At 69.5% G+C, this 13,503-nt stretch carries 10 protein-coding genes; 7 read left to right on the top strand and 3 right to left on the bottom strand.

What is annotated here, in order from left to right; translation table 11 throughout:
• The first annotated feature begins 21 nt into the window (after nucleotides 1–21).
• The 4 genes from J2Y70_RS18440 (at nucleotide 22) to J2Y70_RS18425 (ending at nucleotide 7,027) form a co-directional block, all read left to right on the top strand.
• Nucleotides 22–1,323 (top strand): MFS transporter, encoded by a 1,302-nt coding sequence (locus J2Y70_RS18440; RefSeq protein ID WP_309921093.1) that lies wholly within the window; start codon nucleotides 22–24, stop codon nucleotides 1,321–1,323.
• A gap of 189 nt (nucleotides 1,324–1,512) precedes the next feature.
• Nucleotides 1,513–2,931 (top strand): glucuronate isomerase, encoded by a 1,419-nt coding sequence (gene uxaC / locus J2Y70_RS18435; RefSeq protein WP_309921088.1) that lies wholly within the window; start codon nucleotides 1,513–1,515, stop codon nucleotides 2,929–2,931.
• A 98-nt stretch (nucleotides 2,932–3,029) separates the two neighbouring features.
• Nucleotides 3,030–5,729: a beta-galactosidase GalB gene (galB, locus tag J2Y70_RS18430; protein ID WP_309921085.1), complete on the top strand. Its 2,700-nt coding sequence runs from the start codon at nucleotides 3,030–3,032 to the stop codon at nucleotides 5,727–5,729.
• 98 nt (nucleotides 5,730–5,827) lie between these two features.
• Nucleotides 5,828–7,027 carry an endo-1,4-beta-xylanase gene (locus J2Y70_RS18425; RefSeq protein WP_309920818.1) on the top strand — a complete coding sequence of 400 codons (1,200 nt, stop codon included), beginning with the start codon at nucleotides 5,828–5,830 and terminating at the stop codon, nucleotides 7,025–7,027.
• A gap of 184 nt (nucleotides 7,028–7,211) precedes the next feature.
• Here J2Y70_RS18425 and J2Y70_RS18420 read toward each other — a convergent pair whose 3' ends face one another.
• A complete protein-coding gene (locus J2Y70_RS18420; protein WP_309920815.1) occupies nucleotides 7,212–8,549 on the bottom strand; it encodes an XVIPCD domain-containing protein in 1,338 nt (445 codons plus the stop codon).
• 12 nt (nucleotides 8,550–8,561) lie between these two features.
• Complete coding sequence (locus tag J2Y70_RS18415) at nucleotides 8,562–9,035, bottom strand: hypothetical protein (RefSeq protein ID WP_309920812.1); 474 nt, start codon at nucleotides 9,033–9,035, stop codon at nucleotides 8,562–8,564.
• 385 nt (nucleotides 9,036–9,420) lie between these two features.
• On the opposite strand from J2Y70_RS18415, the gene J2Y70_RS18410 reads away from it, so the two are divergent.
• Nucleotides 9,421–10,458 (top strand): SMP-30/gluconolactonase/LRE family protein, encoded by a 1,038-nt coding sequence (locus J2Y70_RS18410; RefSeq protein ID WP_309920809.1) that lies wholly within the window; start codon nucleotides 9,421–9,423, stop codon nucleotides 10,456–10,458.
• Between the two features lie 62 nt (nucleotides 10,459–10,520).
• Nucleotides 10,521–11,009, top strand: a complete 489-nt coding sequence (locus J2Y70_RS18405; protein WP_309920806.1) for a DMP19 family protein — start codon at nucleotides 10,521–10,523, stop codon at nucleotides 11,007–11,009.
• 440 nt (nucleotides 11,010–11,449) lie between these two features.
• On the opposite strand, the gene J2Y70_RS18400 is transcribed toward J2Y70_RS18405, so the two are convergent.
• A complete protein-coding gene (locus J2Y70_RS18400) occupies nucleotides 11,450–12,325 on the bottom strand; it encodes an aldo/keto reductase family oxidoreductase (protein WP_309920803.1) in 876 nt (291 codons plus the stop codon).
• A gap of 112 nt (nucleotides 12,326–12,437) precedes the next feature.
• On the opposite strand from J2Y70_RS18400, the gene J2Y70_RS18395 reads away from it, so the two are divergent.
• On the top strand, nucleotides 12,438–13,334 hold the full coding sequence (locus J2Y70_RS18395; RefSeq protein WP_309920798.1) for a LysR family transcriptional regulator: 897 nt from the start codon (nucleotides 12,438–12,440) through the stop codon (nucleotides 13,332–13,334).
• The last annotated feature ends 169 nt before the right edge of the window (nucleotides 13,335–13,503 follow it).

Below are 13,503 nucleotides of genomic sequence, written 5' to 3'. Positions count from 1 at the left end.
AACATCGGTGCAGCGCGCATGATGCCGCTGCCCGGCGCCGACACCGCCGCGCCGACGACCGCCGGCGCGCGCCTGGGGCGCATGCGCTGGCGTATCTGCGCGCTGCTGCTGGCCGCCACCACCATCAACTACATCGACCGCCAGGTGCTCGGCGTGCTGGCGCCATTCCTGCAGACGCAGATCGGCTGGAACGAGATCGAATACGGCTACATCGTCACCGCGTTCCAGGCCGCCTATGCGCTGGGCCTGCTGTGCAGCGGCGCGGTGATCGACCGCTTCGGCACGCGCGCCGGCTATGCGCTGGCGATCGGCATCTGGAGCCTGGCGGCGATGAGCCATGCGCTGGCGGCCAGCGTCGTGGGTTTTGCGATCGCGCGTTTCTTCCTGGGCCTGGGCGAATCGGGCAACTTCCCGGCGGCGATCAAGACCGTGGCCGAATGGTTCCCGCGACGCGAGCGCGCGCTGGCCACCGGCATCTTCAATTCCGGCTCCAACATCGGCGCCATCGTCGCGCCGCTGCTGGTGCCGCTGATCGCCAGCGCCTGGGGCTGGCAGTCGGCGTTCCTGTTCACCGGCGCGCTCAGCGCCACCTGGCTGGCGGTGTGGTGGCTGACCTACCGCGCGCCGGAGCAGCAGCCGCGCCTGAGCGCGGCGGAACTGGCGCATATCCGCAGCGACCCGCCCGAACCGATGCAACGCCTGAGCTGGGCGCAGGTGCTGCGCCACCGCCAGGCCTGGGCGTTCGTGGTGGCGAAGTTCGTCACCGATCCGATCTGGTGGTTCTTCCTGTTCTGGCTGCCCAAGTTCCTGCATGCCGAGTACGGGCTGAGCCTGCTGCAGCTCGGCGCGCCGCTGATCGTGATCTTCGTGCTCGCCGACATCGGCAGCATCGCCGGCGGCTGGATCGCCGGGCGCTTCATCGCCCGCGGCTGGAGCGTCAACCGCGCGCGCAAGACCGCGATGCTGATCTGCGCGCTGTCGGTGGTGCCCATCGTGTTCGCCGCGCGCGCCGACAACCTGTGGCTGGCGGTGGGCCTGATCGGCCTGGCCACCGCCGCGCACCAGGGCTGGTCGGCGAACCTGTTCACCCTGCCCTCGGACATGTTCCCGCGCCACGCGGTGGCCACCGTGGTCGGCATCGGCGGCTTCGCTGGCGCGGTCGGCGGGATGCTGATCGCCACCTTCATCGGCTTCCTGCTCGAGGCCACCGGCAGCTACATGCCGGTGTTCATGATGGCCGGCTCGGCCTACCTGCTGGCGCTGGCGCTGGTGCAATGGCTGGCGCCGCGGCTGCAGCCGGCACGGCTGGAAGGGGCGGAGTGATGCCGCTGCGGCAAACGCGAGTGCAAGGCCCTCGCGATGTGTCGCCGCCACGCGTCCGCCTGGCCGCTCCGCGACGGCGGCAGCGCGCGGCCGGCGCCGGCCCGGTTGCGCGATGATGCCGCCAGCATGCCGTGGCGCGGCGCCCACCTCTTCCGACCATCACTCCCTACGCGCATCCCGACCATGACCCTGTCCTCCCCCGCCCTGTCCCTGCATCCCGACCGCCTGCTACCGCCGGAGCCGGGCATGCGCGCGATCGCGCGGCGCCTGTACGCGCAGGTCGCCGCGCTGCCCATCGTCAGCCCGCACGGACATACCGACCCGGCCTGGTTCGCCACGGATGCGCCGTTCGCCAACGCCACCGAACTGCTGCTGGTCCCCGACCACTACGTGTTCCGCATGCTCTACAGCCAGGGCGTGGACCTGGACGCGCTGGGCATCCCGCGCGCCGACGGCAGCCGCGCCGCGGTGGATCCGCGCGCGGCCTGGCGGGTGTTCGCCGAGCGCTTCCAGCTGCTGCGCGGCACGCCCTCGGCGCTGTGGCTGAACCATGTCTTCCACGAGGTGTTCGGACTGCGCGTGCGCCTGGACGCGGCCAGCGCCGACCTCTACTACGACCACATCGGCGAAGCGTTGCAGACGCCGGCATTCCGGCCGCGCGCGCTGTTCGATCGTTTCGGCATCGAGGTGATCGCCACCACCGAATCGCCGCTGGATCCGTTGCAGCACCACGCGACGATCCGCGCCAGCGGCTGGGGCGGGCGGGTGCTCACCGCCTACCGCCCCGACGCGGTGATCGATCCGCAGCACGAGCAGTTCCCCGAGGCGCTGCATCGTTTCGGCGAGCTGACCGGCGAAGACGTGTACGCCTGGGACGGCTACCTGCGCGCGCATCGCCAGCGCCGCGCGTTCTTCGCGCAGATGGGCGCCACCTCCACCGACCATGGCCATCCCAGCGCGGCCACCGCCGACCTGCCCGCGGCCGAAGCGGCACGGTTGTTCGCGCGCGTGCGCGGCGGCGGCGCCAGCGCCGCGGACGCGGAACTGTTCCGCGCGCAGATGCTGACCGAGATGGCGGCGATGAGCGTGGACGACGGCCTGGTGATGCAGCTGCATCCCGGCTGCTTCCGCAACCACAACCGCAACCTGTTCGCGCGCTACGGCCGCGACAAGGGCGCCGACCTGCCGCTGCGCACGGACTACGTGCACGCGCTCAAGCCGCTGCTGGACCGCTTCGGCAACACCCCGGGCTTCACCCTGATCCTGTTCACCCTGGACGAGAGCACCTACGCGCGCGAACTGGCGCCGCTGGCCGGGCACTATCCGTCGCTGCTGCTCGGCCCGGCCTGGTGGTTCCACGACGCGCCCGAAGGCATGTGGCGCTTCCGCGAGCAGACCCTGAGCAGCGCCGGTTTCTACAACACGGTCGGCTTCAACGACGACACCCGCGCGTTCCTGTCGATCCCGGCGCGGCACGACGTCGCCCGCCGCGTCGATTGCGCGTTCCTGGCCAAACTGGTGGCCGAGCATCGCCTCGACGAGGACGAGGCGACCGAGATCGCGATCGACCTGGCTTACCGGCTGCCGAAGCGGGCCTACAAGCTGTGATGGCGGGTGCGGCATGCGCTGCCGGCGCGCCGGCGCGCGAAGATGCGCAGGCGACCGTGACGACGCCCAGGCGCGCGCTGCGGCGCGCGATCGCGACGCTGCTGGCGCTGGCCTGGCTCGCCGCCGGCAGCGTGATCGCGGCACCCACGCCGCCGTCGCCGCGCGAGCGGCTGTCGCTGGATGCCGATTGGCGCTTCCATCGCGGCGACGCGCCCGGCGTCGGCGACACGCTGGACTACGACGTGCGCCCGGAGATCGAACGCAGCGCCGACGGCAAGGTGGCCGATGCCCGTCCCGACGCCGCCGACCGCCTCGCTACGCGCACCCGACCGGTGCTCAAGCCATGGATCCTGCCCACCGGCAACGCCTTCATCGCCGACCCGGCGCGACGCCACCAACGCCCGCCCGGCGACCCGGGCGGCGACGTGGCCTTCGTGCGCGCCGATTTCGACGACAGCGCGTGGACCCGCGTGGACCTGCCGCACGACTGGGCGATCGCCGGGCCGTTCCTGAAGGACGGGCCGTACGGCGGCATGGGCCGGCTGCCGAGCTGGGGCGTGGGCTGGTACCGCAAGCGCCTGGACATTCCCGCCAGCGACCGCGGCCGCGCGGTATTCCTCGACATCGACGGCGCGATGTCCCACGCCACGGTCTGGCTCAACGGCCACCTGGTCGGCGGCTGGCCGTACGGCTACAGCTCCTGGCGCGTGGACCTGACCCCGTACCTGATCCCTGGCGGCAGCAACCAACTGGCGATCCGCCTGGACAATCCGCCCGAGTCGGCGCGCTGGTATCCCGGCGGCGGCCTGTACCGCAGCGTGTGGCTGAGCAAGACCGCGCCGGTGCATGTCGGCCAGTGGGGCACGCAGGTCGCCATGCCACGCGTATCGGCCCAGGCGGCGGACGTGCAGCTGGCGGTGACGCTGGAAAACAGCGGCGACAGCGATGCGCAGGTCCAGGTGGCCAGCGCGATCTACGCGCTGAACGCCAACGGCAAGCGCCAAGGCGCGCCGGTCGCGCGGATCGCGCCGGCCAGCGCACGCATCGCCGCGCGCGCCAGCACCACCCTCAACGGCGATGCGCGCATCGCCAAGCCGCGACTGTGGGGGCCGCCGCCGACGCAGCGGCCGCACCGCTACGTCGCGGTCACCGAGGTGACGCAGGACGGGCGCGTGGTCGACCGCTACGAAACCCGGTTCGGCGTGCGCACGCTGCGCTGGGATCCGGAGCGCGGCCTGCTGGTCAACGGCGAACACGTGCCGATCCGCGGCGTCAACAACCACCACGACCTCGGCGCGCTCGGCGCCGCCTTCAACCTGCGCGCCGCCGAGCGCCAGCTGCAATTGTTGCAGGGCATGGGCGCCAATGCGATCCGCATGAGCCACAACCCGCCCGCGCCGGAGTTGCTGGAACTGACCGACCGCATGGGCCTGCTGGTGATCGACGAACTCTTCGACAGCTGGGAAATGAAGAAGACCCCGCTGGATTTCCACCTGCTGTTCGCCGACTGGCACGAGCCGGACCTGCGCGCGCTGCTGCGCCGCGACCGCAATCACCCTTCGGTGATCCTGTGGAGCGTGGGCAACGAAGTCGGCGAGCAATACACCGGCGAGGCCGGCGCCGCCATCGCGCGACGGCTGCAGGCCATCGTGCACGAAGAAGATCCCACCCGCCTGGCCACCGCGGCGATGAACTACGCCGCGCCGGACATGCCGCTGCCCGCGACGCTGGACGTGATCGGCCTCAACTACCAGGGCGAAGGCATTCGCGACACGCCCGAGTTCGCAGGCACCGAGCGCATCCGCAAGCCGCCGCAGTATCCGCTGTTCCACGCGCGCTTCCCGCACAAGCCGATCTTCAGCAGCGAGACCGCCTCGGCGCTGAGCAGCCGCGGCGTGTACCTGTTCCCAGTCACCGTGGACAGCAGCGCGCCGGTACGCGACGGCCGCGGTGGCGATTCTGCGGCGCACCAGGTCAGCGCCTACGAACTGCACGCGGTGGATTTCGGCGCCAGCGCCGACAAGGTGTTCGCCTCGCTCGACCGGCATCCGTACGTCGCCGGCGAATTCGTGTGGACCGGCTTCGACTACCTGGGCGAACCGACCCCGTACTACTCCTCGCGCAGTTCCTACTCCGGCATCTTCGACCTCGCGGGCTTTCCCAAGGACCGCTACTGGCTGTACCAGGCGCGCTGGCGCCCGGAGCTGCCGATCGCGCACCTGCTGCCGCACTGGACCTGGCCGGGCCGCGAGGGCCAGGTCACGCCGGTGCACGTGTTCACCTCCGGCGACGAGGCCGAACTGTTCGTCAACGGCGTCTCGCAAGGGCGTAAGAAAAAAGCGCCGCTGCAATACCGGCTGCGCTGGGACGAGGTGGTCTACGCGCCGGGCGAACTGCGCGTGCAGGCCTACAAGGACGGCAAGCCCTGGGCCAGCGAGCGCGTGCGTACCGCCGGCCCCGCGGCGCGGCTGCAGGCCACGCCGGACCGCACCACGCTCCGCAACGACGGCCGCGACCTGGCCTTCGTGACCGTGCGCCTGCTCGACCGCGACGGCATTCCCGCGCCCACCGCGGGCGACCGCCTGCGCTTCCGTGTCGAGGGTCCGGGCGAACTCGTCGCCACCGACAACGGCGATCCCACCGACCTGGAATCGTTCGCCGCGCCCGCGCGCAACGCGTTCAACGGCCTGGCCCTGGCGATCGTGCGCGCGCTGCCGGGCAAGACCGGCACCATCACGTTGCATGTCGAATCAGACACGCTGCAGGCCGCCAGCACGCAGATGCGGGTGCAGCCATGAGCGGCGCGCCCGCCGGCATGCAGGCGCCGCCTGCACTTTGCTGCACACGTACTCCGCATTCGCGTGACACCCACCACGCTCGAACAAGGACCACCGCCATGCCCGCATTACGCAAGAAGCGCATCGCGACCCTGCTGCTGGCCTGCCTGCTCGGCACGGCGACGGCGGGTGCCGCCGACCAGCCTGCCGCCACGTCGCGCACGCCGAACGTAGCCGCGGACGGCCGTGGCCTCAAGGACGCCTACGCCGGCGCGTTCCTGATCGGCACCGCGGTCAACGCCGACATCGTCTCCGGCAAGGACGCGGCCTCCGCCGCGCTGGTGCCGCAGCAGTTCAACGCGATCACCGCCGAGAACGCGATGAAGGCCGAAGTGGTCAATCCGCGTCCCGGCGTGTTCGATTTCGCCGCCGCCGACGCCTTCGTCGAGTACGGCCGCCGCCACCGCATGTTCGTGGTCGGTCACACCCTGGTCTGGCACAACCAGACCCCGGACTGGTTCTTCGTCGATGCGCAGGGCAAGCCCAATGGGCGCGATGCGCAACTCGAACGCATGCGCGCGCACATCCAGGCGGTGGCCGGGCGCTACGTCGGCAAGGTGCAGGCCTGGGACGTGGTCAACGAGGTGATCGACGAGGACGGCAGCTACCGCAACACCAAGTGGGTGGAGCGGGTCGGCGACGGCGACGAACTGGTGCGGCAGGCGTTCCGCTTCGCCGCGCAGTACGCGCCGGATGCGCAGCTGTACTACAACGACTTCAACGCCTGGCGCCCGGAAAAGCGCGACGGCATCGTGCGCATGGTGAAGATGCTGCAGCGCGCCGGCATCCGCATCGACGGCGTCGGCATGCAGGGCCACTGGGGCCTGGACTACCCCAGCCAGCACGATATCGAGGCGGCGATCGACGCCTACGCCGCGCTCGGGGTCAAGGTGATGATCACCGAGCTCGACGTGGACGTGTTGCCGCTGACCAAGGAAGGCCAGGTGATCGGCACCGGGATGGCGCACAAGCAGTTCCAGCTGCCCGAGTTCAGGCGCTACCTCGATCCGTATCGCGACGGCCTGCCGGCGGACGTGCAGGCGCAGCTGCGCGACCGCTACGCCGAACTATTTCGGCTGTTCTGGCGCAAGCGCGACAAGCTGACCCGAGTGAGCGTGTGGGGCGTGGACGACGGCATGTCGTGGAAGAACGACTACCCGGTGCCCGGGCGCCGCAACTATCCGCTGCTGTTCGACCGCGAACGCAAGCCCAAGCCTGCGTTCGACGCGGTGCTGGCGGTGCCGGCGCAGGCGCAGTAGCGCGCCCGGGCGGAACACCAGCCCAAGCGCATCGCCCGTGACGTCGAGCAGGCGCGCAAGTTCGCCAACGAGCACCTGCGCAGACGCAACCGCTTCGACCGCCGCAGCACGCGCTGGCCTTTTGTCAGGCAACCAGCCGCACCGCCGCGAAGGCCAGCGCACGTACCACCGCGCCGGCGGTGGCTCAGCGCGTCAACACCTGCGGCGCCTGGGCCTGGGTCTGCGCCTGCGTGGCCTGTTCCTGCGCCTGCACCGTGCGTTGGGTCTGCGCCTGCTGCAGCGATTGCTCCTGCAGCTGCTGGTAGGTTTCCTGCGCCGGCCGCGCGATCGCCTCGCTGGTCGGCATCTGCGCGCGATTGGCGTAGGGATCGGGCGAGGCGGTGTGGCCGTCGCGATACACGAACGCCAGTTCCCCGCCCGGGTGCGTCGCCGTGGGCCGGTTGAACCCCACCGACAGCTGGTCGCGCTCGCTGAAACCGTTCTGCCTGGCCAGCAGGGTCAGGCTGGCGGTCATGCGTTCGCTGTTGTCGTCCCAACCCTTGCCGATCGCCTGCTCGGCCTGCGCGACGCCGCCGCGGACCTTGTCGTGCAGGGCGCGGTCCGCACCGGTCGGCTCGGCCGCGGGTGCGGCGGCGCGCGGCGCCGGCGGGGTCGCGCCGGTATCGCGGAAACCGTTCGGGATCCACTCCGGCCGTACCTTGCCCTGGTCGATGCCCAGCGCCTTCAGGTCGGCGCGGACTTCCGGCTGCGCACGCTTGGGATCGCGCAACTGCGCCGCATCCTCGGCCTCAGCCACCATGCCCAGGTCGCGCGCGCCGTAGTGCTGCGGATAGCCGCGCGCGTCGTAGAACAGCTTGCCCATCGTCTCCACGTTCTTCGGCGCGTTCGCGTCGATCTTCAGGTCGTTGCCGAAGGTCAATCCATCCTTGGCCTTGTAGGTCGCCTTGGCGCCCTCGCCGTCCTTGTCGATGTAGTTGGCCATCTCCGTGCTGGCGTTGTACAGGTCCTTCAGTGTCGCCTTGGGATTGCTGTGCTTGACGTAGTCGGCCAGCGTGTTGACGCCGGCGATCTCGTCCTTGGACTCGCGCGTGCGCTCCTCGGCAGCGTGCGCCTTCAGCGCCGCGGTGTAGTCATGCGGCGAGGGCGACTTGGCGATCTCGTCGATCCTGTCCTTGAACGCCGCGTCGGATTTCTCGATTTCCACCTTGTTGATTGCATGGCCGATCTCGTGGCCAAGGATGATCCGCGCGGTATTGGCCGAATCGTCTCGCGGCGCATCCATCTTGGCGGTGCGCAGCACGTCCATCGGCAGCTGGATCTGGCCGGTTTCCGAATTGTAGGAACCGCCACCGTTGCGCGGATGCGGCCCGAACCCGGACAGCTGCTTCTGCTCGATCGCCTGCTCCACCCGCGCCTTGAGCTCGGGCGTGTTGTCCAGCATCTGCCGCAGCGCCTGGCCTTCCTTGGCATGGTCCGCTTCGAACCTGTCCACCATCTTCTTCAGATCGTCGTCGTTCGCCATCACACCCTCTCCTTATGCGGTGGCCAGGATCTGCAGCGCGGACACGCAGGCCTGCAGGTCGTCCTGCGCAGCGTCCTTGCCGACGAACGCGTACACCACCACGGCGCCGCGCTCGAAGTGCCAGCGGCCGGGGCTACCCAGGCGCGGCGGCGCGATCCACTGCGCGGCGAAACCGGCCTCGGTCAGCGCCTGCTTGTACGCGCCGAGCGGCTGCGTGCAGCGCGCCGGCGCGGCGGATGCCGGCGCGAACGCGAAGTCCAGCCGCGATGGCGGCTGTCCATCGGCATCGGCGACCGACTCCAGCGAATAGCGCCCGCCGCCGGCCACCGGACCGGACGCACTGAATTCCTGCGCGCTGTCGCCGGCGTCGACCTGCAAGCCCGCATGCGCGGCGATCTGCGCCGGGGTCAGGTCCTGCTTGCCGCCGATCGCCAGGATCAGCCGCACTACGCCTTGTGCCAGTTGTTCTGGCGTCATTTCCGACATGGCCCGCTCCTTTGCAGTGGTAGTCGATGGGGAATGGGGTTGCGCACCGGCGCAAGCGGCCAGCAGCGCCGCAGCCAGCACCATGGCGCCGCAGCGCCCGCGCCGGTGGCCAGCGCGCGGCGGCAACGGGCGGTAGCCGTTGGGGGAAACAGGGTCCATGGTGCGCCTCTCCTTGAATGCCCGTCGCGGCTGTCCGCGGCCGGCATGGTGGCCGCGATTGTAGCCATCGTGTCCGCGCAACGCAGCCCGGTGGCTGCCGCGTACGGCAGTTCGGTGCCATCGCCGTGCGGGCAGCGCGAGCATGCGGCGCCGCGGCATGCACCGAAGTGAAGAAGCAGGCGCCGCGCGATGGCATCATCGCCCGACACCACACAGGAACCTCCCGATGCGATTCCCGACCCGCGTCCTGCTCGCCGCCTCCGTGCTGGCATTGCTCGCCTGCTGTGCGAAGAGCCAGGCGCCCGCGCCGCGCTTCCCGGTCATCGGCCATGTCACCGCGTTCGACCCTGCGTTCGGCGATACCGTGGCGGCGGACACGCGCATCGAGCGCATCGCCGAGGGCTTCACCTGGGCCGAGGGCCCGGCCTGGGTGCGCGATGGCGGCTACCTGCTGTTCAACGACGTGCCGCAGAACACCATGTACCGCTGGTCCGAGCGCGACGGCCTGTCGGTGTTCCTCAAGCCCTCCGGCTACGCCGGCCCGCCACTGGCCGCCTTGCGCGAGGCCGGCGCCAACGGCCTGCATGCCGAAGCGTCGGGGACCGTGCTGCTCGCCGATTCCGGCACCCGCGCCATCGCCCGGCTAGATCCCGCCACGCGGCGCAAGACCGTGCTAGCCAGCGCCTACGACGGCCACCGCCTCAACAGCCCCAACGACCTGATCCAGCGCAGCGACGGCGTGGTGTTCTTCACCGACCCGCCGTACGGCCTGAAGGACGGCGACAAATCCCCGGTCAAGGAACTGCGCTACAACGGCGTGTACCGGCTGGACACCGACGGCAGCGTGCACCTGCTCGACGACAGCCTGAGCCTGCCCAACGGCATCGCCCTGTCGCCGGACGAACGCACCCTGTACGTGGCCAATTCGGACCCGGCGCGACCGATCTGGAACGCCTACACGCTCGACGCACGCGGCAACGTCACCGGCAAGCGCCTCTTCGCCGACGCCTCGGACATCGTCGGCGACGCCAACCCCGGCCTGCCGGACGGCATCGCCGTGGCCAGCGACGGCCGCCTGTTCGCCACCGGCCCCGGCGGCGTGCTGGTGTTCGCGCCCGACGGCCGCCGCCTGGGCCGCATCAAGACCGGCAGCCCCATCGCCAACTGCGCCTTCGGCGACGATGGCCGCACGCTGTACATGACCTCGCACAAGATCCTGGCGCGGGTGCGGGTGAAGGCGACGGGGCTGGGGTTTACGCCGTAACCGACCGACGGCTCGGCCGTCCATTCAAGCCGCCTCGGGCGGCCAACGCGGGAATTTGGCCTATGGAAATCACGCGATTCGCGGATGCAATAAAGCAGGACGATCCCGCAGATGCGGTCTTCACGACTGCGCTCGCCCTGGTCTTCGACAAGGGCGACGGCGTTACGGAGCATATCGATCGCCTCTCCCCTGAAGCGCGGCTTGTCTACTTGCTGTGGTGCTTCGACGGAGAGGTACACAATGGCGGCTTCGACCAACTTTTCACCAACTCGCTGGGCAACCATTGCGTCGAGATCCTTGGCCACTTGGAAACCGTCGGCGCCGGCAAGTCCCACGACCTTCTGTCCAAAGCGGTTTCGTGGTTTCCGAACGCAACGCCGTCAAGAGACCGCCGGGTCAGGTGGTCGCAACGTGAATCCTTCTCCGGCACGCCTGGGTATGAGGCGGAGATCGACAGGCTGGATGCCGAGTTCTACAAGTACGAGGACAATCTGGGTTCACTGCTGAACTCGTATGTGGCCGAGCACCCCAATGCGTTGATCAGGGCCTGATTCGCTTCAACGTTCGCCTCTTAGCAGGCATTCCACGGCTCGCCTTGCTGTCCATTTCGCCCTGTCGGAAGAAGATGTCGCGTCTTCTATCTGAGCAACGTAACGAAGAACGTCTGGCCGTCGTCGAGGAAGAAAATCGAGGGACGCTGCTTTGAGCAGTCCGGAAGCAAAGTCCCTTCTCCCCTCGGGAGAAGGTGGCGCGTAGCGCCGGATGAGGGTACGGGCGACCTAGGCAGTCGCACCGCACCTCAGGCTATTTTTTTCAAGGCAGGCATCCACAGTGGACGCTCTTCAATCCAACCATTCGCGTCGCCGTAATATCTGCCGCTTCGTTCGTCGCGGTTGAAGCCGCTCCTACAGAGAGAATTCAAACGTCTTCTCTCTGTAGGTAGCGAGGCGGCGTCGCTGCGGAACACACGCTGATCTGTGTTTGAGTTTTCTCAGCCGCCTTCTTGCCCGATCCGATCCAACGCAGCCAACACATCGTCCGACAACGACAGTTCCGCCGCCGCCAGGTTTTCCCGCAGATGCGCAACCGACGAGGTCCCCGGAATCAGCAGGATGTTCGGCGCACGCGCCAGCAGCCAGGCCAGCGCCACCTGCATCGGTGTCGCACCAAGTTCCTGCGCAATGGACGACAGCGAGTCGGACTGCAACGGAGAGAAGCCGCCGAGCGGGAAGAACGGCACGTAGGCGATGCCGTCGCGGCCGAGCGCGTCGATCAGCGCATCGTCGGCGCGGTGCGCGAGGTTGTAGTGGTTCTGCACGCAGACCACGGGGGCGATGCCGCGCGCCTGCACCACCTGCGCGGCGGTGGCGTTGCTGATGCCCAGATGCCGGATCAACCCGCGCTGCTGCAGCTCCGCGAGCGCGGCGAACTGTTCTTCGATCGAGCCCTCGCTGGGCGCGTGCACGTCGCCCATCACCCGCAGGTTGACCACGTCCAGGACATCCACGCCGAGGTTGCGCAGATTGTCGTGCACCGCCTGGGTCAGCTCGGCGGGGCTTTGCGCCGGCAGCCAGGACGCGTCGTCGCCGCGCACGGCGCCGACCTTGGTCACGATCGTCAGCTGCTGCGGATACGGATGCAGCGCCTCGCGGATCAGCTGGTTGGTGATGTGCGGCCCGTAGAAGTCGCTGGTGTCGATGTGGTCCACGCCGGAGGCCACCGCCTCGCGCAACACCGCCAGCGCCGCGGCGCGGTCCTTGGGCGGACCGAACACGCCCGGCCCGGCCAGCTGCATCGCGCCGTAGCCGATGCGGGTCACCGTGCGGTCGCCGAGGGAAAAGGTGCCAGCTGTCGAAAGCTTGCTCATGACTGCCTCCAGAAGTGGTGGGCCGAAGCCCGGATGAGGCCTGCACTGTAGGCCGCGCGCCGATGCGCGATAATCCGGTCGAATCGGCACGGGCTGTGCGGGATCTCGAACAATGACCACGGACCTGCAAGACCTCTTCGCCTTCCTGGCGGTGCTGCGCGGCGGCGGCTTCCGCGAAGGCGCCCGGCTCAGCGGCAGCTCCGCCTCCCGCCTGAGCGAGGCCGTGCGGCGCTTGGAAACCCGCCTCGGCGTGCGCCTGTTCAACCGCACCACCCGCAGCGTGCTGCCGACCGAGGCCGGCGCGCGCCTGGCCGAACGCCTGGTCCCCGCCCTCGGCGAAGTGGAAGCGGCGCTGGACGTGGTCAACGGCTTCCGCGACCGCCCCAGCGGCACCCTGCGGCTCAACGTCCCGGGCGTCGCCGCGCGCCTGGTGCTGCCGGCGATCGTCACCCCGTTCCTGAAGGCCTATCCGGAGATCAGGCTGGAAGTGATCGTGGAAGACAGCTTCGTCGACATGCTGGCGGCCGGCTGCGACGCCGGCATCCGCTACGACGAGCGGCTGGAGCAGGACATGATCGCCGTGCCGATCGGCCCGCGCGTGCAGCGCTTCGCCACCGCCGCCGCGCCCGGCTACCTGGTCGAACACGGGCATCCGCAGCACCCGCGCGACCTGCTCGCGCACGCCTGCCTGCGCGGCCAGTTCGCCAGCGGCGCGATCCCGGCCTGGGAATTCGAACGCGACGGCGAGATCGTGCTGGTCGAGCCGACCGGCCCGCTACTGGTGCGCCTGGGCGCCGCGGTGGACCTGGCCATCGACGCCGCCATCGGCGGCCTGGGCGTGATCCACCTGTTCGAAGACTGGCTACGCCCGCACCTGGACAGCGGCGCACTGGAGCCGGTGCTGGAACCATGGTGGCAGCGCTTCAGCGGCCCGTTCCTGTACTACCCCGGGCGCCGCCACCTGCCCGCGCCACTACGCGCGTTCGTGGATTTCATTCGGTCGCCGTGAGCGCGGTGCAGGCGGTGACGCCACGTCGCCGCTCCGGCATCCGCAAGCAACGCCAACCTGCGCTCCCTGCTCCCTGTAGGAGTCAACTGTCATGCAGAAGCGATCTCCGGAGGAGCGTAAGGCGCCTGGTCTCGAGCAATGGCATTGAGCCATCGCAGGTACTTGTGCA

It is taken from the genome of Xanthomonas sp. 1678 (assembly GCF_031455575.1).
Lineage (GTDB): Bacteria > Pseudomonadota > Gammaproteobacteria > Xanthomonadales > Xanthomonadaceae > Xanthomonas_A.
This window is presented reverse-complemented; position numbering and strand designations above follow the sequence as displayed.

Excerpts from the sequence above, each read along its gene's own strand:
- J2Y70_RS18440 (WP_309921093.1), top strand. The coding sequence starts at position 22 with ATGCCGCTGCCCGGCGCCGACACCGCCGCGCCGACGACCGCCGGCGCG.
- J2Y70_RS18425 (WP_309920818.1), top strand. The coding sequence starts at position 5,828 with ATGCCCGCATTACGCAAGAAGCGCATCGCGACCCTGCTGCTGGCCTGC.
- J2Y70_RS18420 (WP_309920815.1), bottom strand. The coding sequence starts at position 8,549 with ATGGCGAACGACGACGATCTGAAGAAGATGGTGGACAGGTTCGAAGCG.
- J2Y70_RS18415 (WP_309920812.1), bottom strand. The coding sequence starts at position 9,035 with ATGTCGGAAATGACGCCAGAACAACTGGCACAAGGCGTAGTGCGGCTG.
- J2Y70_RS18410 (WP_309920809.1), top strand. The coding sequence starts at position 9,421 with ATGCGATTCCCGACCCGCGTCCTGCTCGCCGCCTCCGTGCTGGCATTG.
- J2Y70_RS18405 (WP_309920806.1), top strand. The coding sequence starts at position 10,521 with ATGGAAATCACGCGATTCGCGGATGCAATAAAGCAGGACGATCCCGCA.
- J2Y70_RS18400 (WP_309920803.1), bottom strand. The coding sequence starts at position 12,325 with ATGAGCAAGCTTTCGACAGCTGGCACCTTTTCCCTCGGCGACCGCACG.
- J2Y70_RS18395 (WP_309920798.1), top strand. The coding sequence starts at position 12,438 with ATGACCACGGACCTGCAAGACCTCTTCGCCTTCCTGGCGGTGCTGCGC.